Origin of the sequence: Burkholderia sp. BE12 (genome assembly GCF_002959955.1) — a bacterium.
Lineage (GTDB): Bacteria > Pseudomonadota > Gammaproteobacteria > Burkholderiales > Burkholderiaceae > Burkholderia.
The window spans coordinates 100,770-127,111 of sequence record NZ_PREY01000001.1 but is presented as its reverse complement, the minus strand read 5'-3'; the positions used below and the strand labels follow the sequence as shown (position 1 = coordinate 127,111).

Annotated in this window: 24 protein-coding genes; 20 read left to right on the top strand and 4 right to left on the bottom strand. The window is 69.3% G+C overall.

Translation table 11 applies throughout. The annotated features are described in order from the left end of the window. Positions 1-9: 9 nt before the first annotated feature. The 4 genes from C4B30_RS00645 to C4B30_RS00630 all read right to left on the bottom strand — a co-directional run bounded on the left by C4B30_RS00645 (position 10) and on the right by C4B30_RS00630 (position 4,445). On the bottom strand, positions 10-834 hold the full coding sequence (locus C4B30_RS00645) for an alpha/beta fold hydrolase (protein WP_027786458.1): 825 nt from the start codon (positions 832-834) through the stop codon (positions 10-12). A 160-nt stretch (positions 835-994) separates the two neighbouring features. Beyond that, entirely contained in the window at positions 995-1,987 is a 993-nt protein-coding gene (locus tag C4B30_RS00640; protein ID WP_027786457.1) for a LysR substrate-binding domain-containing protein, read from the bottom strand. Between the two features lie 620 nt (positions 1,988-2,607). Next, positions 2,608-3,468 carry a diiron oxygenase gene (locus tag C4B30_RS00635; protein WP_089502478.1) on the bottom strand — a complete coding sequence of 287 codons (861 nt, stop codon included), beginning with the start codon at positions 3,466-3,468 and terminating at the stop codon, positions 2,608-2,610. A gap of 29 nt (positions 3,469-3,497) precedes the next feature. Next, entirely contained in the window at positions 3,498-4,445 is a 948-nt protein-coding gene (locus C4B30_RS00630) for a fatty acid desaturase family protein (RefSeq protein WP_027786455.1), read from the bottom strand. Positions 4,446-4,865: 420 nt separating this feature from the next. On the opposite strand from C4B30_RS00630, the gene C4B30_RS00620 reads away from it, so the two are divergent. The 20 genes from C4B30_RS00620 to C4B30_RS00525 are packed head-to-tail and all read left to right on the top strand — an operon-like array spanning position 4,866 to position 26,318. Then, on the top strand, positions 4,866-6,641 hold the full coding sequence (locus tag C4B30_RS00620; RefSeq protein WP_027786454.1) for a fatty acyl-AMP ligase: 1,776 nt from the start codon (positions 4,866-4,868) through the stop codon (positions 6,639-6,641). Beyond that, complete coding sequence (locus C4B30_RS00615) at positions 6,638-7,348, top strand: ABC transporter ATP-binding protein (RefSeq protein ID WP_027786453.1); 711 nt, start codon at positions 6,638-6,640, stop codon at positions 7,346-7,348. Before C4B30_RS00620 ends, C4B30_RS00615 begins: the two co-directional genes overlap by 4 nt. Then, positions 7,320-8,537, top strand: coding sequence for an ABC transporter permease (locus C4B30_RS00610; RefSeq protein WP_027786452.1), 1,218 nt, complete (start codon positions 7,320-7,322; stop codon positions 8,535-8,537). Before C4B30_RS00615 ends, C4B30_RS00610 begins: the two co-directional genes overlap by 29 nt. Then, on the top strand, positions 8,534-9,277 hold the full coding sequence (locus tag C4B30_RS00605) for an outer membrane lipoprotein-sorting protein (RefSeq protein WP_027786451.1): 744 nt from the start codon (positions 8,534-8,536) through the stop codon (positions 9,275-9,277). Before C4B30_RS00610 ends, C4B30_RS00605 begins: the two co-directional genes overlap by 4 nt. Then, the gene (locus C4B30_RS00600; protein ID WP_027786450.1) at positions 9,267-10,595 is read left to right on the top strand and encodes a hypothetical protein; all 1,329 of its coding nucleotides are present in this window, start codon (positions 9,267-9,269) and stop codon (positions 10,593-10,595) included. Before C4B30_RS00605 ends, C4B30_RS00600 begins: the two co-directional genes overlap by 11 nt. A 13-nt stretch (positions 10,596-10,608) precedes the next feature. Beyond that, positions 10,609-11,706 (top strand): hypothetical protein, encoded by a 1,098-nt coding sequence (locus C4B30_RS00595; protein ID WP_027786449.1) that lies wholly within the window; start codon positions 10,609-10,611, stop codon positions 11,704-11,706. A 58-nt stretch (positions 11,707-11,764) separates the two neighbouring features. Further along, positions 11,765-12,019, top strand: coding sequence for an acyl carrier protein (locus tag C4B30_RS00590; protein WP_006481176.1), 255 nt, complete (start codon positions 11,765-11,767; stop codon positions 12,017-12,019). A gap of 7 nt (positions 12,020-12,026) precedes the next feature. Further along, positions 12,027-12,902: a hypothetical protein gene (locus tag C4B30_RS00585; RefSeq protein ID WP_027786448.1), complete on the top strand. Its 876-nt coding sequence runs from the start codon at positions 12,027-12,029 to the stop codon at positions 12,900-12,902. A gap of 1 nt (position 12,903) precedes the next feature. Continuing rightward, complete coding sequence (locus C4B30_RS00580; RefSeq protein WP_027786447.1) at positions 12,904-13,533, top strand: hypothetical protein; 630 nt, start codon at positions 12,904-12,906, stop codon at positions 13,531-13,533. A 1-nt stretch (position 13,534) separates the two neighbouring features. Continuing rightward, positions 13,535-14,518 carry a ferritin-like domain-containing protein gene (locus C4B30_RS00575; RefSeq protein WP_051421441.1) on the top strand — a complete coding sequence of 328 codons (984 nt, stop codon included), beginning with the start codon at positions 13,535-13,537 and terminating at the stop codon, positions 14,516-14,518. A 1-nt stretch (position 14,519) separates the two neighbouring features. Beyond that, positions 14,520-15,509, top strand: coding sequence for a 3-oxoacyl-ACP synthase (locus tag C4B30_RS00570; RefSeq protein WP_034185521.1), 990 nt, complete (start codon positions 14,520-14,522; stop codon positions 15,507-15,509). Beyond that, a complete protein-coding gene (locus C4B30_RS00565; RefSeq protein WP_027786444.1) occupies positions 15,499-16,674 on the top strand; it encodes a PLP-dependent decarboxylase in 1,176 nt (391 codons plus the stop codon). The genes C4B30_RS00570 and C4B30_RS00565 overlap by 11 nt, the downstream gene beginning before the upstream one ends. A gap of 20 nt (positions 16,675-16,694) precedes the next feature. Then, the gene (locus C4B30_RS00560) at positions 16,695-18,278 is read left to right on the top strand and encodes an acyl-CoA ligase (AMP-forming), exosortase A system-associated (protein ID WP_027786443.1); all 1,584 of its coding nucleotides are present in this window, start codon (positions 16,695-16,697) and stop codon (positions 18,276-18,278) included. Then, positions 18,275-19,366 (top strand): hypothetical protein, encoded by a 1,092-nt coding sequence (locus C4B30_RS00555; RefSeq protein WP_027786442.1) that lies wholly within the window; start codon positions 18,275-18,277, stop codon positions 19,364-19,366. Before C4B30_RS00560 ends, C4B30_RS00555 begins: the two co-directional genes overlap by 4 nt. Further along, the gene (locus C4B30_RS00550) at positions 19,366-21,213 is read left to right on the top strand and encodes an acyl-CoA dehydrogenase (RefSeq protein WP_027786441.1); all 1,848 of its coding nucleotides are present in this window, start codon (positions 19,366-19,368) and stop codon (positions 21,211-21,213) included. Before C4B30_RS00555 ends, C4B30_RS00550 begins: the two co-directional genes overlap by 1 nt. Position 21,214: 1 nt before the next feature. Continuing rightward, on the top strand, positions 21,215-22,453 hold the full coding sequence (locus C4B30_RS00545) for a citrate/2-methylcitrate synthase (RefSeq protein WP_034185520.1): 1,239 nt from the start codon (positions 21,215-21,217) through the stop codon (positions 22,451-22,453). A gap of 28 nt (positions 22,454-22,481) precedes the next feature. Further along, positions 22,482-23,144, top strand: a complete 663-nt coding sequence (locus C4B30_RS00540; protein ID WP_027786439.1) for a class I SAM-dependent methyltransferase — start codon at positions 22,482-22,484, stop codon at positions 23,142-23,144. Between the two features lie 3 nt (positions 23,145-23,147). Continuing rightward, positions 23,148-24,221, top strand: coding sequence for a TauD/TfdA family dioxygenase (locus C4B30_RS00535; RefSeq protein ID WP_027786438.1), 1,074 nt, complete (start codon positions 23,148-23,150; stop codon positions 24,219-24,221). A gap of 11 nt (positions 24,222-24,232) precedes the next feature. Next, a complete protein-coding gene (locus tag C4B30_RS00530) occupies positions 24,233-25,246 on the top strand; it encodes an ATP-binding cassette domain-containing protein (RefSeq protein WP_027786437.1) in 1,014 nt (337 codons plus the stop codon). Beyond that, the gene (locus C4B30_RS00525) at positions 25,239-26,318 is read left to right on the top strand and encodes an ABC transporter permease (RefSeq protein WP_027786436.1); all 1,080 of its coding nucleotides are present in this window, start codon (positions 25,239-25,241) and stop codon (positions 26,316-26,318) included. Before C4B30_RS00530 ends, C4B30_RS00525 begins: the two co-directional genes overlap by 8 nt. The last annotated feature ends 24 nt before the right edge of the window (positions 26,319-26,342 follow it).

Genomic DNA, 26,342 nt, shown 5'->3' with positions numbered 1-26,342 from the left:
GCGTGACCGTCAGTTCGACGGCAGTTGCTGCGTGTCGAACCAGTCGAGCAGCGTGCGCGTGACGAACGCGGGATTTTCCAGGTTCGAGATATGGCCTGCGTCCGGCACCAGCACATGCTCGCAGCCGATCACGCTCGCCGTCTTCACGGTTTCCGACGGCGGGCGCGCCATGTCGCCCGCGCCGCACATCAGCAATGTGCGTGCGGCATCGAGTTCGGCCAGTGCCGGCAGCGTGTCGGGGCGGCCGAAGATCAGCCGGCCGAGCGGCGCGATCGATTGCCGCAGCCGGTCGGCGGGCAGGTTCGCGAGCGCATGGCGAAACGCCGTCGGCACCGGATCGTCGAGATTGACATCCGGCCGGAAGAACAACGGCACGATCGCGTCGAGCAGCGGCGGCGCGATGCGGCCCGCGGCCTCGATCGCATCGAGCATCGCGAAATAGCGCATGCGCGTCGCATCGGGTTCGGCCTCGAGCGACGCGTCCATGATCACGAGCGAGCGCACGCGCTGCGGCTCGCGCAGCGCGAGCCGTGCGCCCCACATGCCGCCGACGCTGAGCCCGACGATCGCGCACCGTTCGATTTCCAGCGCGTCGAGCAGCGCGCTCGCATGCGCGGCGAGATCGTCGAGCGTGTGCGTGCCGTCCGGCAGCACGCCCGATTCGCCATGCCCCCACAGGTCCGGCACGATCACGCGATACCGGCGCGACAATGCGTCGATCTGCGGCGCCCACATCGTCGCGTCCCACAGATAGCTGTGCCCGAGCAGCACCGGAAAACCGGCGCCGTGATCGTGGTAATGCAGGGTACTGCCTTGGATGCTGTGTGCGGGCATGCTGTCTCCGGAATGTCAGGACTCGGCGGTGACCCGGAAACGGGTGCCGCGGTCGGCGGCGTTCTGCGACGAACGCGAAGCGGCGCATCATCGCACAGGTTGCAGGTATCGCGCATGACGGCGCGCATGACGCTCTCGCCGCGCCGCGTTACCCGACGCGTCATCCGACGCGATACATCGGCAGCACGTTGCTGCCGGGCGTGTCCGGCTCCGTCGCGAGCGGATGACACGCTTGTTCGAGCAGCCAGTTGGTCAGCACCGCGATGTCGAATTCGTTGCACGCATCGGGGTTCTGCACGAGCACGTAGCTGCCCGATGCTACGGTGCAGTGCGGGAACAGCTCGACGAGCCGCCCCTGCTTCAACAGCCCGTCGACCAGCGGCCGCCTGCCGATCGCGATGCCGTGCCCGTCGACCGCGGCCTGGACCAGTTGATCGTACTGGCTGAAGTGCAGCGCGCCGGCCGGCCGCAGCCGCGGCACGCCCAGCTCCTTCAGCAAATGGCTCCACCCGTGCCAGGGCCATTCGCCGCGCGGATCGTCGAGATGCAGCAGCACGTGCTTGTCGAGGTCGGCCGGCTTCATCGACGCGGCGTCGCCCACCGCCGTCATCAAACTCGGGCTGCACACCGCCACGACACGCTCGCGAAACAGCACGTCCGTATCGTCGGTCGACGTATACGGGCCGGCATAACGCACGGCCAGGTGCAAACGTTTGCGTTTAAGATCTTCAATTTCGCTCGTTGCGGACACGCGCACGTCGATGTCCGGATAGCTGGCGCGGAACGAACCGAGGCGCGGAATCAGCCACAGCGCGGCGAACGAAACGGTGGTCGACAACGAAATGGCGCGCTGGCCGACACTCGACGACAGCTTGCCGACCACCGATTCCAGGTCGGACAACGCGAACGAAATCGCGTCGTACAGCTCGCGTCCCTTGTCGGTCAGCGTCAGCGAACGAATGTGCCGATGAAAAAGCTCGATCCGAAGCTGCTCCTCGAGCGCCTTGACCTGCCGACTCACGGCCGATTGCGTGACGTTGAGCTCCTGCCCCGCACGCGTGAAGCTCAAATGGCGCGCCGCGCATTCGAAGCCTCTCAGGAAATCCAGCGAAGGCAAACTTCTCAATCGCTTTGCCAATCTCACATTAGCCATACCGCCGCCTCAAAGTTGCACCCATCGACAGGCAAGTTGCCTTTCGTCTCCCCTGATTCGTTTCTCCCATTTGGATTCGGAAACGATTTTATATTGAAGCATGGATGCATATCATTCTTATTTTCAATCGTGACACTTGTATTTATCTATCAATTTTCGTCGTGTCGATATTCTTACACCAACATTATCAAGTAGTGATTTTGTAAATTAATATGCGAACGAATCGAGCGTACCAGGATGGTTGTTAAATTCTCGTAAAAACAGTCGATTACGGGCCAAATTCGGCGTCATTGCGACGATTACGCCGCCATGGCAGAGGCAGCGCCCGAGGCCTACAATTCGATTTCAATCAGCCGACTTTTTCATTTTATTTTCCGGATTGCGAAACACAAACAGTCTGCAACATACACGCAAAATGCCATTTAAATCCGGAATTCCGTGTTTATTAAAAAATACTAAACGGATGAAATTCGTTCTTGCCATGCGGTTCGAGTAATTGATGAACGGATTATGTCCGGAAATGAATAATCCGCCGGCCGGCAGTGCCGGTCAGCGTGCAGCGGGTTCGCCTGTCGGCCGGAATCCGGCCCGAAACGCGCGACGGCAATACGTGTCGATCGCTACGGACCGTCCGCCGCGCCATTCGTCCGCGGCGTCACTTCGCGGCGGTAGCGGTTCAGCTCCTGCGCGGTCGCGAACGTGCGCTCGAACAGGATCGACAGGTTGTGCAGAATCCGCTCGACGACCTTCTTCTCCCACTCGCCGTCGAACCGGATCTGCTCGTCGAGCCAGCGCTCGAGCCATTCCGGATCCGGCAGGCGCGACTGCACCGTGTCGCGCGGGAACAGCGCCTGGTTCACGTGCAGGTTGGTCGGGTGCAGCGGCTTCTCGGTGCGGCGCGCCGAGGCCATCAGCACGCCGATCTTCGCGAATGCGGCGCGTGCGACGTCACCGCAGTTGTTCAGCGCTTTCTTCATGTAGCGCAGGTACGCGCCGCCATGACGCGCCTCGTCGCGCGAAATCGTTTCGTAGATCTGCTTGATGACGGGCTCGGTATGCCAGTCGGCCGCGCAGCGGTACCAGTGGTTCAGGCGGATTTCGCCGCAGAAGTGCAGCATCAGCGTCTCGAGCGGCGGCGCCGGATCGAACTGGAAGCGCACCGCGTGCAGCTCCTCTTCGGTCGGCACCATCTCCGGCTTGAAGCGGCGCAGGTATTCCATCAGCACGAGCGAATGCTTCTGCTCCTCGAAGAACCACACGCTCATGAACGCGGAAAAGTCGCTGTCGTGCTGGTTGTCGCGCAGGAACATTTCCGTCGCGGGCAGCGCCGACCATTCGGTGATCGCGTTCATCTTGATCGTCTTCGCCTGCTCGTCGGTGAGCAACGAAGCGTCGAACCTGTCCCACGGAATGTCCTTCTCCATGTCCCAGCGGACAGCTTCGAGCGACCTGTAAAGTTCGGGATAGAGCATCGCGGTCACCGTCGTCGCAAGGCATTCGGCGCCGGTGGTCATGCCGATTGCGTGGACGCCGGCGCGACCGATTCGGCATCGGGCTCGCGATCGTCCCGATCGTCCTCCACCGAGCGCGGCGACAGCCGGCCGCGCAGCAACGCGTAGTAGAACTGCCGATAGGTGCGGTGGTAATAGCGGATGCGCGGCGCGATCGCGCCATGCAGGTCGTGCAACCGCTCGATCGGCAGGCTCGGCATCATGTGATGCTCGACGTGATAGTTGTTGCCGTTCGTGAACCATGTCATGAATGCGTTGCTCTCGATCGTCCGCGTGTTGCGGAACGGGTCGGTGCTCGTCAGGTCGCAGCGGTAGTGCTCGGGCATCTCGACCAGCGCATGCACGGGCGCCGCCACGCATACGAGCGGCACGACCCACACCCAGACGGCGAACCAGGTGTGCAGCGCGAACGACAGCGCGGCGAGCAGCGCGATCGCCGCGGCCATCAGCAGGTAGTCGCGGCGGATCGCGCGCGACACGAGCGCGTTGTCGCCGAAGCGCGCGCCCGGCACGACGAGCTTCACGACGTTCTTCGCGAACTGGATATAGTGCGCGGCCATCGACAGCCGCCACGCCCACAGCCCGACATTGACGACGGGGCTCGCGCCGTACTGATCGCCGTAGTCGAAGAACTCCTTGTTCTCCGGCGTGCCGAGCAGCCGGTGATGGCGCAGGTGGCTGTCCTGGTATGCGTGGAACGACACGAGCATCGGCATGCCGAGCAGCACGCCGAACACCATGTTCAGGCGCTTGCTGCGGAACCCCTGGTAATGCAGCGCCTGGTGCTGCAGCTCGACGCCGTGCGCATACATCGCGCCGAGCAGCAGGATGCCGACGACCTTCAGGATCACGAGCGCCGACAGCGCGAACATCATCCCGTGCGCGATGAGCGCGACGTACACCGCCAGCTTCAGCGAGAAGACCACGCCGCTCGGGCGGCTCTTCATGTCTGCAACCGGTTTCGAGCGGGCGACAAGCGATGAGGTGACGGACAAGACGCTCTCCTTGAGCCGGACCCTGCCCGGCACGATGACGCGGCGACGCTGGCGCGCTGCCGGGATGCAATTCTTCTGTGAGTCGATGTTTCGGACAAACGAATTTTCCGAACGCATTGCATGACGCCTGCGCATGAGCGAACCACATCGTGAACTAGACGACCGGTCGAATGAGACCGACCAGTCACCTAGCGTCCCGTCACGCTAATAATGAATTTGCGCGGGTCTTCGTGGATGCGCTCCGCTCATGCATAGCCTGCATAGATTCCGTTTGTCGCAACGGATCGATCCGGCAAGAATCCTCCTCACTCGACGAACGGCGCCGCCGGCACCGTGGCGCGAGCGGCCGTGTTCCTCAAGGGGAGAATCCTCGTGACGAAGTACGCATCCACCATTCATCGCCTGATCGAATCGCTCGAGGACGTCGCGGGTGCCATGCATCGCATGACGTTCGTCGACGATGCGGGCCGCGAAGCGGGCATCACGTACCGGCACTTCGCGGAAGAGGTGTTTCGCCAGGCCGGCGCGCTGCGCGAGCTCGGTGTGCGCGAGAACGATCTGGTGATGCTCGCGCTGCCGGCGTCGGTCGAGCATGCGGTCGCGATGATGGCCTGCGTGATGACGGGCGCGCTGCCCTGTACCGTGCCCGTTCCCGCACGGCGTGCGGCGGCCGGACGGCAGGTGATCGACGTCGCGTGCGAGTTGTACCGGCCGCGCATCGTCGTTGCCGCGGATGCGCAGGCCGCGGCCTGGCACGACGATGCGTTTCCCGCGGGCGCCACGCGCGTCGTCGATCTCGCGACGCTGTCGAGCGCCGCGGATGCCGGCGCGCGCGCGCTGATCAGCGCGAAGAGCGGCCGCGATCCGCATCATGTCCAGCTCACGTCGGGTTCGACGTCGCATCCGAAGGCCGCGGTGCTCAGCCACGAGAACGTGATCGCGAACGTGCTCGGCATCGGCGGATCGGTGCGCTTCGATGTCGCGGCCGGCGACGGCACCGTGTCGTGGCTGCCGCTCTATCACGACATGGGGCTGCTCACGCTGCTGTCGAACCTCCACTACCGCGCACCGCTGCTGATGATGCAGCCGAACAGCTTCATCCGGAATCCGCTCGGCTGGCTGAAGCGCATCGCATCGGCACGCGCGACGACGACGTCGGTGCCGACCTTCGCGCTGCGCTATTGCGTGCGCCGCTTCAATGCCGCCGCGATGGACGGCGTCGATCTGTCCGCGTGCCGCAACATCTTCATCGGCGGCGAACGCGTCGACGACGCGACGCTGCGCGATTTCGCCGCGACGTTCGCGCCGTACGGCCTGGCGGCGTCGGCGCTGCAACCGTGCTACGGGATGGCCGAATCGACGCTCGCGGTATCGATGCATCGTGCATGGCACGAAGGCAAGGTCGACGGCGCACCGTACGTGATCGCCGACACGCTCGACCGGCGCGCGCTGATCGAGCGCCGCGAGGCGCGGCCCGTCGCCGCGAACGAAGGCCACGATACGGAAACCGATACGGATACCGAAACAGTGCTCGCGATGGGCACGCCGATCGACGGGATGGCGTTCCGCATCCTCGACGACGGCGACCACGCGCTGGCAAACCGCGCGGTCGGCGAAGTCGCGATCCGCGGCACGTCGGTGATGCTCGGCTACCTGAACCCCGACGACGGCACGGTCGCCGCGCCGCTGACGGCCGACGGCTGGTTCCGCACCGGCGACATCGGCTACGTCGCGGACGGCCAGCTGCATATCCTCGGCCGCAAGAAGGAAGTGATCATCATTCGCGGCAGCAACTATTTCCCGCACGAGATCGAGGAAGCGCTCGCGTCGCACGGCGCGCTGCGCAAGAGCACATGCATCGCGTTCGGTCTTCCCGATCCGGAAACCGGCACCGAGCGGCTGGTCGTCGCGATCGAGGCGCGGCCCGTCGACGCGACGCCGCAAACGCGGTCCGAATGCCAGCAGCTGCTCGCCTCGCGCATCGGGTTCGCCGCGCAGGATCTGTGTTTCGTCGAACCCGGCTCGCTGCCGCGCACGACGAGCGGCAAGCTGCAGCGCCTGAAGTGCCGCGATCTCTATGCGAACGGCGCGTTGCCCGTGATTCCCGCGTCGGCCGCCGTCGAAGCGGGCCAGGGAGCGTTCGCATGACGGCCGCGTCGCTTGATCCCGTGCTCGAGCTGCGCGACGTCACACGCGTGTACGAGGGCGCGGGCCGCGTCGTCGCGGTGCGCGGCGCGACGATCTCGATCGGCCGGCGCGACGTCGTCGCGCTCGTCGGGCCGTCGGGCAGCGGCAAAAGCACGCTGCTCAACCTCGCCGGCTTTCTCGACGTGCCGAGCAGCGGCGAACGCTGGCTCGAAGGCCGCCGTATCGACGACGCACCGGACACGCTCGAACGGATTCGCCGCGAACGCATCGGCTTCGTGTTCCAGCAATTCAATCTGATTCCGGTGATGTCGGCGCTCGAGAACGTCGAGCTCGGCTGCTTCGCGTGGGGCACGCCGCGCACGCGGCGCGAACGCGCCCGCGCGATGCTCGACGCGGTGGGGCTCGCCGCGCGCGAACGGCACCGCCCCGGCGAGCTGTCGGGCGGCGAACAGCAGCGCGTCGCGCTGGCCCGCGCGCTCGCCAAGGAGCCGGCGATCGTGATCGCGGACGAGCCGACCGCGAGCCTCGACAGCACCAACGCGCGGGCGGTCGCCGAGCTGATCCTCGACACCAACCGCACGCTGGGCACCGCCTTTTTGATTGCGTCGCACGACGATCGTCTGTGCGCGCACCTGCCGCGTCGCATCGAGATGCGCGACGGCGTACCGGGAGTGAATCGTGAACTGGTCGACGTTTGCGTGGCGTAACCTCTGGCGCAACCGGCGCCGCACCGTGCTGACGATGGCGATGATCGGCGTCGCCGCGTTCGCGTCGAGCCTCGCGCTCGGCTACGTGATCGCGACGTTCGACGCGGTGCGCGAAGGGTCGATCGACAGCGGCGTCGGTCATGTGCAGGTATTGCACCACGGCTATCTCGACCTGATCGGCGAACGGCCGCTGCAGTATGGGCTGACCGCCGACGAGCAGGCTGCCGCGACGCGCGCGATCGCCGCGCTGCCCGGCGTCGCGACGACCGCGCGCGGCATCGACTTCGACGGGCTCGTGTCGAACGGCGATCTGAGCTACGGCTTCGTCGGCGAAGGGATCGAGCCGAACCGCGAGCCGCCCGGCTTCTTCGACTATCACACGGTGCTGTCGGGCCGCTATCTGTCGCCGACGCAGGCGGGCACCGAAGTCGTCGTCGGCGCCGAACTCGCGCGCAAGCTCGGCGTGCACGTCGGCTCGGTCGTGCAACTGATGGCGTCGACCGCGCACGGCGGCATCAACGCGACCGACGCGCAGATCGTCGGCGTGATGAGCACCGGCAACAAGGACGTCGACGAACGGATCGTCAACGTGACGTTCACGGCCGCACAGGCGCTGCTGCGCACCGACCGCGCGTCGCGCATCGCGGTGTTCCTGTCGAATACCGCGCACGCGCCGGCCGCCGCCGCGACGCTGCGCGCCGCGCTGCCGACGCTCGACGTGCGGACCTGGGACCAGCTCGTGTCGCTCTATCACCAGGTCGTCGCGCTGTACAAGAACCAGTTCTCGGTATTCGGCGCGATCCTCTGCGTGACGATCCTGCTGTCGATGAGCAACTGGATCCTGATGAGCATCGTCGAGCGGCGCCGCGAGATCTCGACGCTGCGCGCGCTCGGCGTGCCGGCCGCCACGGTGCGCGGCGTGCTGATCCAGGAAACCGCGCTGCTCGGCCTGCTCGGTGCGGCCGCCGGCATCGCGCTCGCGCTGCTGACGATGGTCGCGCTCAATCACGCGCAGATCCACCTGCCCGCGCCGCCCGGCCGCGTGAAACCGATCCTGCTCGAATTCACCGTGTCGCCCGTCGCCGTGGCCGCCGTCGAAGCCGCGTTCGTCGTGCTCGGCGTGGCCGCGGCGCTGCTCGCGACGCTCGGGCTCGCGAAACGCAACATCCTCGAAGGACTCGCCCCATGAATCGCATTCGCGTTACGTTCGCCGCGCTCGTCGCGTGCGCGCCGCTCGCCGCTCACGCGGCCGACGTGCCGACGGCCCAGACCATGCTCGCCCGTGCCGACGCCTACCGCAGCACGGCAGCCGATACACAGACGAACATCCGGATCACCAACGAGGTCGCCGGGCAATCCGGCGACGCGACCCGCTATCTCGTCTACACGCGCGGCAACGGCGACACGCTCGCGCTCACGCGCAGCGGCGAGAACGACGGCCAGAAATACCTCGCGACCACGCGCGGGCACTGGTTCTACGTGCCGAATACGCGCAGCGCGGTGCGCATCAACGGGATGCAGCGGCTGCAAGGCGAAGTCGTGATCAGCGACATCACGCGCACGCACTGGGCGGACAGCTATCGCGCGACGGCCGCGCCGGGCACGACGCCGATCGCCGGCAAGCCGGCCACCGAGCTCGACCTGACCGCGACCGACCCCGACAACGTCTACCCGACGATCAAGCTGTGGGTCACGCCCGATACCGACGTGCCGGTGCGCGCGCAGTTCTTCCTGGCAAGCGGCCTGCTGTTTCGCAGCGCCGATTTTTCCGCGCCGGTCGACGCGAACGGCCGCAAGGTGATTCGCAAGATCACGTATCGCAACGAGGTCGAGAAGCAGCGTGCGAGCGTCGTCGACATCCTCGACGGCCAGCCGCACAAGATTCCGTCGGGCTGGTTCAACCCCGACACGCTCGCCGATGGTCAGTGAGTACGACGCCGATGCCGACGCTCGTCGTGACCGCCTCCGTTCGTCGTCCGGCCGGGCCAGCCGCGGCTGGCCGGGTATCGCGCTCGCCGTCCCGCTCGCGCTCGGCTGCACGCTCGCGCATGGAGAATCGCTGATGGACCAGCTCGGCACGCTCAACGGTATCGGCTACGCGCGCTCCGTCGACAGCATGGACGGCCGCGCGCTGCTCGGCCGCCTGATCGGCGACTCGCCGCGCGATCGGCAGGAAGCCGGCGTGCTCGCGCGCATCGACGGCGAGAACCTGTTCGTGAATGCACGCGTCGTCGCCAGCAACCATTCGCTCGGCGCACAGGCGAGCCGCTTCAACGAAGCCGGCGTGCGCTATGCGTTCGACAACGGCATCACGCTGACGGCCGGCAAGCGAATCGATACGCTCGATACGTCGCAGGCGTTCTTCCCGCTCGGCTTCTTCCAGAAACGGGCCGCGACGGCCGACATCTACGACCGCTACGGCGACGTCGAGGGCACGCCGCTCGTCGAAGCGAAATGGGCCGGCGAGCAGACCACGCTGCAGTTCATCGCCGGCGAGAACCGCACGCTGCGCAACGACGTCGACAACCGCGACGTCGAAGGCGCGACGCAGCTCGTGCGCGGCGCATACAACTGGTCGGGCGGCTCGGCCGCTCTGCTCGCCGGCCGTCACGCGGGCCGCGGCGGCGCCGGCGCGACGCTGTCGTTCGACGTCGCGCGCTCGAACACCGTCTATGCGAGTGCGTGGCTCGAGCGCGGCACGACACGGCCGCTGCCGGCCTTCATCGCGAACGGCACGTCGCTCGATTCGGCGGCCGCGTACGACGCCGTGGATCGCCGCAACGATCGCCAATACATGTGGCGCAGCGCGGTCGGCATGCAGAGCGCGCTGCCCGGCAATCTGTCGCTGATCGTCGAGTGGTCGCACGACGAAGCGCGTTACGACGCCAGCCAGTGGCGCCGGATGGTCGGCGCGGTGCAGGCGAACAACGCGCTGCTGCCCGTCGCGCCCGGCGCCGCGCTGGCCGGCCTCGGAGGCACGGCCGCTTTCGTGAGCGCCGACGGCAGCCTGCGCGACTACCTGTTCGCGCGGCTCGGCAAGAAAATCGGCCGCGTCGAATATTCGTTGCGCGGCGTCTATTCGCCGCAGGACAAGGGCCTGCTCGCGATCGCGCAGATCGTCGCCGACGTGAACAAACGCGTGAGCGTCGACGTCGCGCTCACCCGCGCCTTCTCCGACAGCCAGTCCGAGTACCGGATGGTCGGTCTCGGCACCCGTATCGACGCCGCCGTGCGCGTGCGTTTCTGACAGGAACCCTGCCATGTCCACGCTTTCCGTTCTCGCTTCGACCGCCACGCCGCCCTCGCCGCCGCTGCTGCTGCGCGTGGCCGACCAGGCCGCGTATCCGGTGCTGCGCCACCTCGACGCGATCGGCACGCCGCCGCGCGCGGCGGCCCGGCTCGTCGAAGCCGCCGCCGTGCGGCTGCTCGACAGCGAGATGGTGATCGCGCTGCGCGCGTCCACACCGGACGTGCTGCCCGACGCGGCCGCATCGACACCGCTTCGGCACGACGAGGCGCCGCTCACCGAAGCGCTGCTCGAACAGATCGGCCGCGAAGGGTTTCATCACCTGTTCAAGCCGTTCATGCGCGCGTTCATCCGCATCATGTTCGGGCTGTTCTTTTCGGACGACCAGAACCGCCGCGCATGCGAGTGCATCGACAGCGGCCACAACTTCGCGTTCCTGATGAGCGACGGCGGCGGCCCGTCGCTCGCCGCATGGCGCACGGTCGTACGCAGCGACGACGGCGGGCTCGCGTTGACCGTCGACAAGGTGTGGGGCATCGAGGCACACCGCGACTGCATGGCCGTCGTCGCGGCGCGCTTGCCGGGCGTGATGTTCCCGGCCGCGTACCTCGTGTGGCCCGACGAATACCGGAAGCTCAAGCGCGCGACCTGCGGCGCGCCGTTCCTCGCGGGCAACCTGCAGCTCGCGAACGTCGGCGGCCAGGTGCGCGTCGCCGCCGAGGATCGCCTGCGGATCGGCGGCCCGACCGTGTTCAACAAATACCTGACCGTCGTGCGGCCGTACTTCGTCCGCGCGCTGATGGCGCACGTCGGCTGGCTCGAACGAGCCGGCCGCGTCGAGCTCGACGCCGACGCACGCGCGGTGCACCGCTTCATCGCGGACGCCGCGTGCAGCCAGACCGACGACGCGCACTACAGCTTCGGCAAGGTGCAGCGCGTGCTCGCGATCAAGCTGCTGTCGAACGAGTTCCTGAGCGCGCTCGTCCGCGACGGCAAGGTGCCGCTGTTCGACGACCAGCGCGACCTGCTCGCGTTTTCGAAGATGGAAGGCAGTTCGTACCGTTGTTATCACGAGCTTCGCAAGAGCCTGCGCTGCGAAGCCGGCAGTTGACCCACGCGACAGGCCGATCGATCCCGATCAATCCAACTCAACTCCAGGAGCTCTCCTCATGACGACCCAGAACGTTCCGGCCGACGCGCTCGACATCCTGTCACGCGAAGTCGCGAAAATCCTCAACGTCGAAACCGTCGACACGGACGCCGGCATCGGCGAACTCGGCATCGATTCGCTGAACATCGTCGAGCTGATCGTGTTCTGCGAACAGCTTTACGGTTCGATCGACCCGGAAGCGCTGAACATCACGCAATACACGACGCTGCAGCAGCTCGACGCGCAACTGCGCAGCCAGCAGCACGCGGCCTGATACGACGATGCTCGCGCCCCTTGCCCCCGTGGCGGCCGCCGTCGTCCAGCCGGCCCCGGCGACCGCGCTGACCGTGCAGGCGCTCGCGTACCGGCGCGTCGCGCCGTCGCGCGACGGCGTGGCCGCGCCGCTCGACGACACGGCCCGCGCGATCGGCACGCTGGCGTGCGCCGAACGCGAGCGGCTGTGCGGCGCGATCGGCGCGGACGACTACGTGGTCAGCTCGACGATCCTGTCGATGCTGCTGATGAACGATTCGCCGCAGCATCGCGTGTTCGCGCAGGCACTCGCCGGCGCGAACGACTACACGCCCGACTGGATGACGTGCTCGTACGAATGCGCGGGCTGGGGCTACGTGCTGCGCCGCACGCTCGCGACCGCGGCCGAGACCGGGCCGCGCACGCTGCTGCTGCAGATCGTCGACATCGACGTGCACGGCTATACGTACTGGCACGGCAATCCCGCATGGGGGCGCTCGGGCTTCGGCGTCTGCACGCTGCTCGTCGACGTCGGCCGCGAACCGGCGCAGTCGGTCATCGCGGATGCCGCGCCGCCGGCCAGCGCGGTCGTGCGGCTCGGTCGCGACATCCGTACGTTCTGCACGGCACGCCCCGGGCTGCACGCGGCGCTGCCGTTCTTTCCGGCCACGTCGCGCCGCGCGCTGCTCGCGTCGGTCGGCAAGACGCCGCTGCTGCCGGACGGTCACGGCGTGTTCGGTCATGCGTTCGGCAGCGATCCGTGGCTGTCGGTGCTGCTCGCGCACCGCGACGGCGACACGCCGCGCCGCGGGGCCGTCTGCTCGCTCGCGCTGAACGGCTATTACGCGATCGCCGACGTCGCGTTCGCGCCGGACGCGACGTTCTCTCTCGACGGCGAGGCGTGACATGGTGCGACCCGTTCACTTCACCTACCGGATCGCGCGCGACGCGCGGCAGCCGGTCGCGGTCGCGGCCAGCGCGTACCGGATGCCGCTCGACACGCCGGCCGATTATGCGCGCGCCGCACTCGCGGAAGCGGCCGGCGATGCGTACGACGCGGGCAATACGTACGACGTGGCCGGCGGCGAACGCCGCGTGCTGCTCGATCACGTCCAGTATTTCGCATTCCTCGCGGAAATCACGGCGCGGATTCGCGAGGCCGTTCATCCGGAGGCGCGCCTGTTCATCGAAGTCTGTGCGCCGTATTTCGGCGCGCTGCCGGCCGAACTGCTCGCCCCGCACGTGCTGCTCGGCGTGCACCTGTACGACGAAGCATTGCGCGACGCCGCGCGCGGCGCGCCGGTCGTCTGGATCGGCGACCGCATCCTGCGCGATGCGGAATTCGCCGGCGACAACCGCGTGTGCTGCGCGATCTGGCCCGCGCGGCTCGCCGATGCGTTCGACGCGCAACTGCGCGGCGCGTGGCCGGCCTATGCGATCCGGCTCGAACCGCACCCGGGCGCGTCGCGCGCCGCCGCCCCGTTCACCGATTCCGCCCAACATTCCGGCGCCGCCGCGCGGCCGGGGAGACCCTGACATGAATGACACGCTTACCGTGATGCAGGACACGGCCGATATCCGCTGGTCGATGCCCGTCGACGCGCTGATGTCGAACGACTACGCGCTGCGCGAAGAGGCGCTGAACCGGCTGTACGAGAAGGCGAAGGCCGCGCAGTGGGACGTCGCGACCGACGTCGACTGGAGCCACGACCTCGACCCGGCGAATCCGCTCGGCATGCCCGATCCGACGCTCCTGATCTACGGCACCGAGCTGTGGGGCAAGCTCGCCGACGCCGACAAGCGCGAGGTGCGCCATCACGCGCAGGGCTGGCTGCTGTCGCAGATCCTGCACGGCGAGCAGGCCGCGCTGATCTGCGCGTCGAAGCTCGCATCGGCCGAGAGCGGCCTGAGCGCGCGGCTGTGCGCGGCCGCGCAGATGATGGACGAAGCGCGCCACGTCGAGGCGTACGCGAAGCTCGTCAACGAGAAGCTCGACGTCAGCTACCCGATGAGCCGCTCGCTGAAGGGGCTGCTGCACGACACGATCACGAGCAGCGCGCTCGACATGACGAACCTCGGGATGCAGGTGCTGGTGGAGGGCATCGCGCTGTCGATCTTCCAGAGCGTCGTCGCGTACAGCACCGATCCGTTCATCAAGGACCTGTTCGTGCGGATCCAGCGCGACGAGGCGCGTCACTTCGCGGTCGGCCGGATCACGCTGTGCCGCGTGTACGCGGAGATGAGTTCGCACGAACTGCGCGAGCGCGAGGAATTCGTCTGCGAAGGCGCGGCCGTGCTGTACGAGCACCTGTGCGCGGACGACATCTGGGAACCGATGGGGCTGTCGAAGCGCGAATGCAGCGCGATGGTGCGCGAATCGCCGGTGTCGAGTTCGATCCGCCGCTCGATCTTCCGGCGCCTCGTGCCGACGATCCGCGAGATGGGCCTGCTCACGCCGACCGTGCAGGCGACCTTCGAAAAGCTCGACGTCCTCGACTACGCGGCGATGCCGCTCAACTGACATGACGATGCCCTCCTCACACGCATCCCGCGACGCCGGCTTCTGGATCGGCATCGACGCGGTGGCCTACGAGCTGCCGGGCCTGCCCGTCGATATCGAGGCCTGGGCCGCCGAACGCGACTATCCGGCGCAGCGGGCGGCCGCGATCGCGCAGTCGGGCAGCCGCTATTTCCATATGGCGCTCGACACGAGCGAGACCGATCTCGCGATCGCGGCGGTCGGCCGGCTGCTCGACACCGCGCGCGTGCATCCGTCCGAGGTCGGCGCGATCGTGCACGTGCACACGCAGCAGTTCAGCGTGCCGCCGGCGCCGCGCAGCCTGCCGCATGAAGTGGCCGCGCGGTTCGGCATCGAACCGTTGTGGCTCGGCTCCGTCGCGCAACTGAACTGCGTGTCGGTCGCGGCCGGCATCGAAACCGTGCGCGCGCTGATGCGCCGCCATCCGCAGCTCGACGCGGCGCTCGTCGTGTCGTCCGACCGCGTGTACGGCGAGGATTACCGGATGCGGCAGATGACGGGCGTGCAGTGCGACGGCGCGGCCGCGATGCTGATCGCGCGCAACAGCACGAAGAACCGGCTCGGCGGCATCGCGATCGAGACGCACGCGAAATGGCATCGCGGGTCGGACACCGTCGCCGCGAACGAGGCCGACCTAATCATGATGGAGTGGCCGTACACGCGCCGCGCGATCGACGCGGCCGTCGCGCTCGAGCCGCATGCGCTCGACGCGTACGATCTCGTGCTGCCGCACAACGCCGACCTGCCCGGCTGGAACGCGCTGTGCCGCGCGATGCGCGTGCCGGCCGAGCGGCTGTACGCGGAAAACATCCACGCGCGCGGCCACGCGTGCTGTTCGGATTTTCCGATCAACCTGGCCGACGTCGGGCTCGATGCGGTCGCGCACGGCCGGCGCGTGCTCGGCGTGATGCAGTCGAACTGCGGCGCGTATGCGGCCGCCACGCTTCATCCGGTGGGCCGCCATGACGCCTGAGCGCCCGCTTCCCGTCACCGGCGATCATGCATGGATCGCCGACCTGCGCACGCCGTGCTACGTGTACGAGCCGGACGTCGCGATCGCCCGCTACCGGTCGCTGAAGGCGCGGCTCGGCACGCGGCTGATCGTGTCGCTGAAGGCGAACCCGAACCAGGACATGCTCGCGCGCTGCGCGCATGCGTACGAGGACGGCGTCGAACTCGCGAGCCGCGGCGAACTCGACGCGGTGATCGGCCGGATCAAGACGCCGCGCTACCTGAACAATCCGTCGATGGACGAGATGTTCATGCGTGCGGGGCTCGCGTCGCGCTGCCATTTCGTGCTCGACAACCCGGACGCGGTCGCGCGTTTCGTGCCGCTCGCGCGTGAAGCGGCGGCCGGCGGCGGCACGCCCGGCGCGGTGCTGCTGCGCGTGAACGCCGGCGCGCTGGCAGGCGCTCACGCGCGGCCCCTGTGGCACGACCACTTCGGGATGACGCCGAACGAAGCGCACGACGCGGTGCGCACGCTCGCGGCCGCCGGTCTGCCCGTGGCCGGGCTGCACGTGTTCTCCGGCCCGCATTCGTTCATCCGCCAGGACGCGACGCAGCCCGACACGCTCGTGTTGCCCGAGCTGCTCGCGGCGCTGGCCCGCGATCTCGCACCGGCCAACGGTGCGCCGCTCGGCTCGCTGAGCCTCGGCGGCGGCTTTGCCGACGATCATCCGGGCGACGCCGCGTTCGAACGCTATGCCGCCGCGCTCGCGCCGCTGGCCGGCCGGTATTCGCTCGCCCACGAATCCGGCCGCGCGATCTTCGCCGATGCGGGCGTGTTCGCGACGCGCGTCGTCGCGGTGAAGGCGTGGCAGGACCGCACGATTGCCGTCTGCGACGGCGGCCTGTCGCATGCGTTCCTGCTCGCGCAGACCGAATCGGTGATGCGCCGCCTGGCCGCGCCGTCGCTCGTGCGCCGCGCACCCGCGCCGCCGCCTCGCGGCGTGCCGACGCTCTACGTCGGCAGTACCTGCAGCCGCGCGGACGTGATCGGCCGCGACGACACGGGCGCGCCGCCCCAGGTCGGCGACATCGCCGTGTTCGCACGCTGCGGCGCGTATCACCGCACGTACTCGATGCCGCATTTTCTGTCCCACGAAGCCGCGCACGTGTACGTGCGGCCTGCCTAGACCATCCAGAGGAGCCGATCATGAACGCATTGATCAGCGTCGCCGACCTGCTCGAACATGGCGCGCAGCGCTGGCCGCAGCGTCCGGCGTATGCCGATGGCGGCGGCACACTGACTTACGATCAGCTCGCCCGCGCGGTCCGGCGCGCCGCCGCCGCGCTGGCGGATCGCGGCGTGCAGCCCGGCGAACGCGTCGCGATCTATGCGCCCAAGCGCATCGAAACCGTGGTCGCGATGCTCGCGGCCAACGCACTCGGCGCGATCTTCGTGCCGGTCAATCCGCAGTTGAAGGAAGCGCAGATCGAACACATCGTCGCCGACAGCGGCGCCGCGCTGTTCGTGACCGGCGCGCAGCGGCTCAAGCGCCTGCCGGCGCTCGCCGCGCTCGTCGGCGAACGCGTGATGCTGATCGAGGCACTGGCCGAGGCGATCGACTCGCCGGGCGCCGACACGCCGGCATCGGCAGCGGCCCCGGCCGGCCGGCCGGTCGACGACGATCCGGCCGCGCTGCTCTACACGTCCGGCTCGACCGGCAAGCCGAAAGGCGTCGTCGTGTCGCACCGCAACCTGGTGTCGGGCGCGTTCAGCGTCGCCGCGTACCAGGGGCTCGCCGAAGACGACGTCGTGCTCGGCGTGCTGCCGCTCAGCTTCGATGCGGGCCTGAGCCAGCTCACGACCGCGCTGGCGTCCGGCGCGTGCTACACGCCGCTCGACTTCCTGCAGCCGGCCGAAGTGCCGCGCCATTGCGACGCGTTCGGCGTCACGTCGATCACCGGCGTGCCGCCGCTGTGGATGCAGCTCGCCTCCGCCGGCTGGAGCGACACCGCGCGCACGCGGATCCGCCGCTTCGCGAATACCGGCGGCCATCTCGCGACGCCGCTGCTGCATCGTCTGCAGGCGCTGTTCACGCAGGCGTCGCCCTACCTGATGTACGGGCTGACCGAGGCATTCCGCTCGACCTACCTCGCGCCGGCCGACGCGGCGCTGCGCCCGACGTCGATCGGCAAGGCCGTGCCGAACGCGGAGATCCTCGTGCTGCGCGCGGACGGCAGCGAGTGCGCGGCCGACGAACCCGGCGAACTCGTGCATCGCGGCGCGTTCGTCACGCTCGGCTACTGGAACCGGCCCGAGCTGACCGCGCAGCGCTTTCGTCCGCTGCCGCGCCGGCACGGCGAGATCCCGCGCCCGGACGTCGCCGTGTGGTCGGGCGACATCGTGCGGCGCGACGCGGACGGCTACCTGTATTTCGTCGCACGCGGCGACGACATGATCAAGACGTCCGGCTATCGCGTGAGCCCGACCGAGGTCGAGGACGTGCTGTTCGCGTTGCCGCACATCCGCGAGGCCGCCGTGTTCGGCGTGCCGCACCCGGCGCTCGGCGAGGCGATCGCCGCGTGCGTCGTGTCGACGCTCGACGCCGCCGCCTGCCGCGCCGACATCGCACGCGCGTGCCGCGACGCGTTGCCCACCTACATGAACCCGCTCGTCGTCGAGCCGCTGCCGGCGTTGCCGCGCAACCCGAACGGCAAGATCGACCGACCGGCGCTGAAAACGCAGTATCGCGACGCGTTCGCGCGCCCGAATCTCGAGGAGACCGCCGCATGACCCTGTCGACGCTCGATGAAACCTGTCTCGGCGCGCCCCGCGTCGCCGCACCCGGCACGCTCGCGTTGTCCGGCGGCGTCGTGGTGCTGCCGCCCGCCGTCGTGTTCAGCGCGATCCAGGCGCAGGAGCGCCATCCCGGCTACCGGCACCTGCTGCTGCCGCAGGCGCGCTTTGCGCGGCCGCGCGGCATGGGCGCGCTGACGCCCGACGAAGGCACGCGCCTCGCGCCGGGCGGCCGACCCGCGCTGCGCGTCGCGCCGCCCGGGCGCAGCCTCGCCGATCTGGCCGCCGACGCGGCGCTCGACCTGCGCGACCAGCTCGGCTCCGGCGCGCTTGCGCGCACGACGCACGTGATCGTCGCGAGCAGCGCACTCAACGAAGGCATCGGCGACTCGGTCGTCGGCCGCATGCAGTACGAACTCGGGCTGCAGCGCGTGACGCCGTTCGCGCTCGGCCAGAACGGCACGCTCGGCTGGTATTCGGCGCTGATGCTGCTCGACGGGCTGCTCGACGACGGCGACCAGGCGCTCGTGATCCTCAGCGACAAGTGGCTCTACCCGTTCTTCCGCCAGTTCGGCGACCTGGTCGGCTACGGCGACGCGGCCGCCGCCCTGCTCGTGTCGCGCGCGGGCCCGGCGCCGGAGCCGGCCGCGTGGGGCGGCGTGCGGGCCGTCGCGCTCGAATTCGGGCCGTCGATCGCCGATCCGTGGGCCGATGCGCCGGCCACGCTGCGCGACACGCTCGCGCCGGTCGCCGCCCGCGCGATCCGCCGTGCGCTCGAGCAGGCCAGCCTGCGCGCGAGCCAGATCGACTGGTGCGTGCCGCCCGGCTTCGATCCCGGCTTCGCGGCGCGCGTCGCCGACGCCGCGTCGATTCCGGTCGCCGCGCGCATCCAGCACGACGGGTCGGGCCATCTGTCGTCCGCCGAATCGGCCGCCGCGCTGATCCGGCTCGCGGGCGCACTGGACGAAGGCGAACGCCGCACGGTGCTCGTCTGGGATGCAGCGCTGCACGGCGCGGCCGCCGCCGCCGTCGTCGATCTGGCCGGCGGCCTCGACGCCGCGCTCGATATCGAAGGAGACGCATGATGAGCGCGTACAAGGTCAGCCTGCGCGAACTGCGCTTCTTTCTGTGGGAACTGTTCGAGGCCGACCGGCACTTTCTCGAACATGGGCCGTACAGCACGCACGATCGCGCGTCGGTCGATGCGCTGCTCGAACGCGCCCGCGATTTCGCGCTCGACCTCGGCCGCAGCTACCAGCAGGCCGACGTCGAGGGCTGCGCGCTGCTCGACGACGGTCAGGTACGGATTCCTTCACATTTCCACGCGCTGTGGGCGCGCTTTCGCGACGAGTGGTCGAACACGCTGTTCGGCACCGCGCACGGGCTGCCGCCGATCGTCACGCAGATGATCTACGAGATGTTCATGGGCGCGAATCCGTCGTTCATGACCTACGGCGGTTTCACGCGCCCCGCGATCAAGTTGCTGCAGATGCACGGCACGCCGCACCAGAAAGCGCTCGTCGCACCGCTCGAAGCGTACCGCTGGGATGCGTGCTTCTGCGCGACCGAGCCGCAGGCCGGCACCGACCTCACCGCGGTCGCGCTGCGCGCGACGCCGCTCGAACGCGACGTCTACGCGATCGACGGCGAGAAGGTCTATATCTCGGCCGGCATGCACGAACTGACCGAAAACACGCTGTACTTCGTGCTCGGCCGCATCGATACGGCGTCGCCGGATTCGTTTTCGCTGTCGTGCCTCGTCGTGCCGCGCTTCTGGCCCGACGAGGAAACCGGCGAGCTGCGGCCGAACCATGTCGACTGCATCGGCCTGCCGCGCAAGATGGGGCTGAAAGGCTGCGCGAACACGCACCTCGTGTTCGGCGCGAACGGCACGACCAAGGGCTGGCTGCTCGGCGGCCGGCGCAACGTCGGGTTGCTGCAACTGATGCCGCTGATGAACCAGGCGCGGATGAGCACCGGGATGTTCGGCGTCGGCGTCGCGTCGAGCGCGTACCTGCACGCGGTCGAGTATGCGGGCCGCCGGTTGCAGGGCCGGCCGATCGAGAGCGCGTCGAACACGAACGCCGCGCGCGTCGCGATCGTCGAGCATGCGGACGTGCAGCGCATGCTCGTCGACATGAAAAGCCGCGTCGACGGCTGCCGCGGGCTGCTCGGCAAGCTCGCCGCGACCGCGACGCGCGCGGCGATGCTCGAAGCGACGCCCGACGCCGACCCGGCCGAGATCGAACGCCATCGCAAGCTGCAACTGCTGCTGACGCCGATCTGCAAGGCGTTCATCTCCGACCAGGCGTGGCGCATCTGCGAGACGGCGATCCAGGTGCACGGCGGGCTCGGCTACACCGACGCGAGCCCCGTCGAGCAGAACGCGCGCGACGTGAAGATCCTGTCGATCTGGGAAGGCACGAACTACATCCAGGCGCAGGACCTCGTGCGCGACAAGCTCGGCTTCGGCCGTCATTCGCGGCTGATCCAGTATTACCGCGACGAACTCGACGCGTTCCTCGCCCATCAGCATCAATCCGGCACGCATGCGGAGCTGCGGCCGCTGTTCGATGCGCTGCGCGCGGGCGCCGACCGGATCGCCGCCGCGCTCGACGACATCGCGCGCGACGTGCAGGACGGCCACACGCATCGCAGCAGCCAGTTCTACACGCGCTTCCTGGAGATGTTCGGCGTGGTCACGTCGGCGTGGGTGCTGCTCGAATCGGCGACGATCGCCGCACGCCGGCTCGACGCGCCCGATACCGCCGACGTGCCGGCCGAGCTCGCGTTCTATCGCGGCAAGCTGAAAAGCGCGCGCTACTACTTCGCGAACGTGCTGCCCGTCGTCGACCAGCACGCGGCCGTGATCGCCGCGATGGCGCACGCGGCGATCAGCGTCAGCAGCGACGAACTCGCCGCGGTGGAATGACATGGACACGACACTCGATTCCGGCACCTCCGTCAGCGCGGCCGGCGATGCGCCGCGCAACCTGCTCGGCCGCCCGGCGACGCGCCATCGCGGCTCCGACATCGACGGCGCGACGCTCGACCCCGAAGCGCTGCGCGTGCGCGACCTCGACCTGAACGTGCTGATCGGCGCGACGACGTTCGAAGGCGCGCTCGCGCATCTGTGGTTCGACGTCGCGCCCGGCAGCGCCGAGCACCGCGCGCACGAGGCGGCGCTCGGTGCGCGACTCGCGGCGTTCGCCGACGCGCTGGCGCCGGGCTCGGTCGCCCAGTCGGTCGCGGCCGACCTCGGCGCGGCGGGCGTCGCGCCGGTGTTCGCGGCCGCGGCCGGCCTGCTGCGCGGCCTCGACGACGTGATCGGGCGCGTGCGCGGCCCGGCGCCGGACGATGCCGATCTCGACACGATGCTGCTGTGCGCGGCCGCCGCGCCGTTCCTGCTGCACGCGGCGATCGAGGGCCGGCCGTTCGCCGCCGGCACGGCCGGCCGCGCATCGCTCGATGCGGCCGCGACGCAAGCGCAACGCATGCTCGTGCTGACCGGCGCGACGCGCGGCGATGCGCCGGCGCAAGCGGCAATGGACATGCTGCTCGTCGCCTGGCACGCCGGCTTCGGCTACATCACGCCGACCGTGCTCGCGCCGCGCGTCGCGATCGGCACCGGCGTCACGCTGGTGCAGGCAATCGCGTCCGGCTTCCTCGCCAGCGGGCCGTCGCACGTCGGCGCGGCGCTCGAAGCGATGCAGTGGCTCGCGGCGCTCGCGCGGTCGGTGCCGGGCGGCGCCGGCGCACCGCCGGCCGCGCTCGATGCGGCCGGGGGCGCGGCGATCGATGCGGCGCTCGACGCGAAACGCACGCTGTACGGCTTCGGCCATCCGCTGTTCGTCGCCGATCCGCGTCCGCCGCACATGCGCGGCCGGTTCGCGGCATGCGGCTTCGACGGCGCATACGTGACGCTGTTCGACGCGTGCTGCGCGCAGGCCGACGCGCGCCGCGCGCTGCGGCCGAACATCGATTTTCTGACCGCCGCGACGCTGCTCGAACTCGGCGTCGCCGCGCCGTCGTGGGGCGTCGGCGTCGGGCTCGGCGCGCGCATCGCGGCGATGGCCGCGCATGCGGTCGAACGGCGCCGCCGCCCCGCGTTCGGCGTCAACAGCGCGACCGCGCGACGGCTGCTGGCCGCCGTGCCGGTCGGCTGGCTGTGAACCCTCACCCTTTCGCACAAGGAACGTCATGCTGCTCAAGAACCTGCGCCCAGCGAACGACTACGATCGCTTCGCCACCGAAACGCTCGAACCCTGGGACCTGCTGTTCATCAGTCGCATCCGCCAGCTGGCGCGCGGGATGACGCCCGGCACGATCGCCGACATCGGTACGGCCACCGGCGTCGTGCCGGTGCGGCTCGCGACCGATCCGGCGATGCGCGGCTGGCGTTACGTCGGCATCGACCTCGATCCGGCGATGCTCGACGAAGGCCGCCCGCGCATCCGCGAACTCGGGCTCGACGACACGATCGAGATGCGCGTCGGCGACGCGCTCGCGCTGCCGTTCGACGACGGCACGCTGACGATGGCGGTCGGCCGCGCGACGCTGCATCATCTGCCCGACAAGGCGCTCAGCCTGACCGAGATGTACCGCGTGCTGGAGCCGGGCGGCATCGCGCTCGTGCACGACATGCGCCGCGACGCGCCGCAGCACCTGCTCGACCGCTTCACCGAGATGCGCGCGGCCGCCGACTATCCGCCAACCCACGTCGAGGAAAAGATCACGCTCGACGAAGCGCATGCGCTCGTCGCCGCGGCCGGCCTCGCGGCGGTTGCATCGATCTACAGCCCGAGCGCGGGGCTCGGCGCGCTCGGCTTCGAAATCCTGCTGAAGAAACCGGCGCTGGCCTGAGCGATGACCGATCTCGCCTTCCTCGCCGCCCATGCCGCCGCGCGGCTCGGCGCCGACGACGTGCACTGCGCGGCGCTCGCGCCCGGCGCGACGCTGCCGCTGTGCGTAACGCCGCGCAGCGCCGAACTCGCGACGTCGCCGGAGATGTTCGTCGCGTGGTACCGCTCGCGGCTCGACACGATCGACACGCTGCTCGACGCATGCGGCGCGCTGCTGTGGCGCGGCTTCGCGGTGCCCGACACCGCCGCATTCGGCCAACTCGGCGCGCTGTATCCGGCGCACGCGAACGGCTATACGGCCGGCGCCGCCCCGCGCCGGCAGATCGACGGCCAGGTCTACGAGTCGACCCGCATGCCGCCGCCGTTCAGGATCGGGCTGCACCAGGAGATGGCCTACATGCCCACCTTTCCGCGCCTCGTCGCGTTCTACTGCCGGCAGCCGGCCGACGCGGGCGGCGAAACACCGATCTGCGACATGCGCCGCGTGACCGCGCGCGTGCCGGCCGCGCTGCGCGAGCGGTTCGCCGAACGCGGCGTGATGTACCTGCGCAATTTCGCGGCGCCCGGCGACCGCGCGGACGGCCTCGCCGCCAATCCGAACCTGCCGTTCGCCGCCTACCACCGCCCGTGGGACGACGCATTCGGCACGACGAAGCGCGACGAAGTCGAGCGGCTGTGTGCGGAACGCGGCGTCGGCTGCCGCTGGCTCGACGACGGCAGCGTGACCGTGTCGCACGTCGGCAGCGCGCTGCGCACGCATCCGCGCACCGGCGAGGCGGTGTGGTTCAACCAGGCGAGCGCGCAGCACCCGAACCCGCGCTCGATGGGCGACCTCAGCTATCGCTACCTGCAGCGCATGTACGGCGCGCGCGCCGCATTCCCGTACGAGATCCGCTACGGCGACGGCGCGCCGATGCCGTTCGACGATCTGGTGGCGATCTACGACGCGCTCGACGACGAGGAGCGGGCGTTCCCGTGGCAGGCCGGCGACGTGCTCGTCGTCGACAACATGCTGGTCGCGCACGGCCGCAACCCGTACCGGGGCGCGCGCGACACGCAGGTCATGCTGTTCGACTGAGGATGCCGACGATGAGCGTTTCGTTTCTTGGGTCCGTGCGTGCGATGTTCGGCCCGCCCGCCGCGTTCGACCGGCCGCAACGCGCGGGCACGCCGCCGCTGCCCGACGCGCATGCGCCGGGCGCGGCGCTCGGGGCGCGCGCGATCGACGTCACGGCCGGCGATTTCCGCTTTTCCGCGCGCCACGTGCGGTTCCGGCTCGGCGCGATCACCGCGATCGTCGGGCCGAACGGCTCGGGCAAGACCACGCTGCTCGAAACGCTGCTCGGCTTCCGGCGCGGCGGCAGCGACGTGCGCGTGCTCGACGTGCCGGCCGAACGCTTCATGCGCGATTCGCGCTCGCTGCAGCGGATCGGCGCGCAATTGCAGAAGGTCGAGTATCCCGATCACCTGCGCGTCTCGGAAATCGTCGCGCTGCACCGCGCGATGTACGCGCACACCGATGCGGCGATCGCCGACGCGCTCGGCATTGCCGAACTGCTCGACAAGCCGTGCCGCGCGCTGTCGAAGGGGCAGCGCCAGCGCGTGGACCTCCACGTCGCGCTCGCGCACCGGCCCGAGCTGGCCGTGCTCGACGAACCGTTCACTGGCCTCGACCGCCGCTATGCGGGCGTCGTGATCGACCTGCTGCGCCACCGCGCGCGCGGCACGAGCGTCGCGATGATCTGCCATTCCGAGGAAGAACTGAGCGTGGTCGACGATCTCGTCTGGGTGCGCGACGGCGGCGTGCGCTACCAGGGCGAGCGGGACACGCTGCGCGCCGAGCTCGTCGGCGAGGCGCGCGCGGTCCTGCATTGCCGCGACGAAGCCGATGCGCGCGCGCTGCGCAAGCGGCTCGCGGCGCTGCCGGGCGTGACCGGCGTACGCGTGTCGGCCGCGCACGTGGTCGAGGCGTTCGGCGATGCGACGCTGCATCCGAACGTGCACCGGATCGTCGGCGAACGCGGCATCCAGCATCTCGCGCTCGCGCCGAGCACGCTGGGCGACCTGCTGCGCCTGTGCACCGAGGGCCCGACCCATGACTAAGGTGTTCCTGATCCTCGTGCGCAACGAGCTGCTCGGCTATCTGCGCAGCCGCTCGTCGCTGTTCTGGACGCTCGTGTTCCCGGTGTTCCTGCTGAGCGTGATGCTGTTCGCGTTCGGCGGATCGGGCTCGCTCGGCACGGCGGACATCGCGTTCGACGTGCCCGGCGGCACGACGCCGTACAGCCGCGCATGCGAAGCGCAGATCGTCGACAGCCTGTCGCACAGCGACACGGTGAAGGCGACGTTCGGCGGCCGTGGTGCGCCGGCCGATCACGTGACCGTCGTGCTCGGCGCGGACGAACGCACGCCGGCGACTATCCGCTACGACTTCAACGGCCCGCTCGCGGTCAAGGCCGCGTCGCGGGTCGTCGAGATCGCGCTCGCGCGCTGCGCAGCGCAGCGGCTCGGGCTGCCGGCCGCGCAGGCGCGCTTCGAGAATGCCGCGCCGACGCGCCGGCCGTTCGACTACGGCGCGTTCTTCGCGACGGGCATCCTGGTGATGGCGTTCATGGCGATCGGCCTGAACTCGACGACCACCGCGATCGCCGCGCTGCGCGAGCGCAATACGTTCAAGCTGTACGTGTGCTTCCCGGTCTCGCGCGGCGTGTTCCTCGCCGCGCTGATCGTCGCGCGGATGGCGATGATGGCGCTGTCGGCGCTCGTGCTGTTGATGGTCGCACGCGTCGCGTTCGGCATCGCGCTGCCGATTGCGACGCCGGACGGGCTGCGCGCGTTGCCGATCGTGCTGCTCGGCGCTGCGATGGTGCTGAGCATCGGCGTGCTGCTGGCCAGCCGCACGCGCTCGCTCGCGGCGGCCGAACTCGCGTGCAACGTCACCTACTACCCGCTGCTGTTCTTCAGCGACCTGACGATCCCGATGCACGACGCGCCGGCCTGGCTGAAGGCCGGGCTCGCGTTCCTGCCGACCAACCAGTTCGCCGTCGCGCTGCGCGGCGCGCTGGTCGACGGCGCGCCGTACGCGCAGCTCGCGCCGCAACTGCTCGGCATGACCGCGTGCACCGCGCTGTTCCTGTTCGCCGCCGCGCGGCTGTTCCGCTGGCACGACGCTTGACGCGTCGCCCCGCTGTTTCGACGA

Excerpts from the sequence above, each read along its gene's own strand:
- C4B30_RS00615 (WP_027786453.1), top strand. The coding sequence starts at position 6,638 with ATGACGGCCGCGTCGCTTGATCCCGTGCTCGAGCTGCGCGACGTCACA.
- C4B30_RS00585 (WP_027786448.1), top strand. The coding sequence starts at position 12,027 with ATGCTCGCGCCCCTTGCCCCCGTGGCGGCCGCCGTCGTCCAGCCGGCC.
- C4B30_RS00590 (WP_006481176.1), top strand. The coding sequence starts at position 11,765 with ATGACGACCCAGAACGTTCCGGCCGACGCGCTCGACATCCTGTCACGC.
- C4B30_RS00535 (WP_027786438.1), top strand. The coding sequence starts at position 23,148 with ATGACCGATCTCGCCTTCCTCGCCGCCCATGCCGCCGCGCGGCTCGGC.
- C4B30_RS00595 (WP_027786449.1), top strand. The coding sequence starts at position 10,609 with ATGTCCACGCTTTCCGTTCTCGCTTCGACCGCCACGCCGCCCTCGCCG.
- C4B30_RS00555 (WP_027786442.1), top strand. The coding sequence starts at position 18,275 with ATGACCCTGTCGACGCTCGATGAAACCTGTCTCGGCGCGCCCCGCGTC.
- C4B30_RS00545 (WP_034185520.1), top strand. The coding sequence starts at position 21,215 with ATGGACACGACACTCGATTCCGGCACCTCCGTCAGCGCGGCCGGCGAT.
- C4B30_RS00575 (WP_051421441.1), top strand. The coding sequence starts at position 13,535 with ATGAATGACACGCTTACCGTGATGCAGGACACGGCCGATATCCGCTGG.
- C4B30_RS00640 (WP_027786457.1), bottom strand. The coding sequence starts at position 1,987 with ATGGCTAATGTGAGATTGGCAAAGCGATTGAGAAGTTTGCCTTCGCTG.
- C4B30_RS00605 (WP_027786451.1), top strand. The coding sequence starts at position 8,534 with ATGAATCGCATTCGCGTTACGTTCGCCGCGCTCGTCGCGTGCGCGCCG.
- C4B30_RS00540 (WP_027786439.1), top strand. The coding sequence starts at position 22,482 with ATGCTGCTCAAGAACCTGCGCCCAGCGAACGACTACGATCGCTTCGCC.
- C4B30_RS00565 (WP_027786444.1), top strand. The coding sequence starts at position 15,499 with ATGACGCCTGAGCGCCCGCTTCCCGTCACCGGCGATCATGCATGGATC.
- C4B30_RS00570 (WP_034185521.1), top strand. The coding sequence starts at position 14,520 with ATGACGATGCCCTCCTCACACGCATCCCGCGACGCCGGCTTCTGGATC.
- C4B30_RS00580 (WP_027786447.1), top strand. The coding sequence starts at position 12,904 with ATGGTGCGACCCGTTCACTTCACCTACCGGATCGCGCGCGACGCGCGG.
- C4B30_RS00645 (WP_027786458.1), bottom strand. The coding sequence starts at position 834 with ATGCCCGCACACAGCATCCAAGGCAGTACCCTGCATTACCACGATCAC.
- C4B30_RS00525 (WP_027786436.1), top strand. The coding sequence starts at position 25,239 with ATGACTAAGGTGTTCCTGATCCTCGTGCGCAACGAGCTGCTCGGCTAT.
- C4B30_RS00600 (WP_027786450.1), top strand. The coding sequence starts at position 9,267 with ATGGTCAGTGAGTACGACGCCGATGCCGACGCTCGTCGTGACCGCCTC.
- C4B30_RS00550 (WP_027786441.1), top strand. The coding sequence starts at position 19,366 with ATGAGCGCGTACAAGGTCAGCCTGCGCGAACTGCGCTTCTTTCTGTGG.
- C4B30_RS00630 (WP_027786455.1), bottom strand. The coding sequence starts at position 4,445 with ATGAAGAGCCGCCCGAGCGGCGTGGTCTTCTCGCTGAAGCTGGCGGTG.
- C4B30_RS00530 (WP_027786437.1), top strand. The coding sequence starts at position 24,233 with ATGAGCGTTTCGTTTCTTGGGTCCGTGCGTGCGATGTTCGGCCCGCCC.
- C4B30_RS00560 (WP_027786443.1), top strand. The coding sequence starts at position 16,695 with ATGAACGCATTGATCAGCGTCGCCGACCTGCTCGAACATGGCGCGCAG.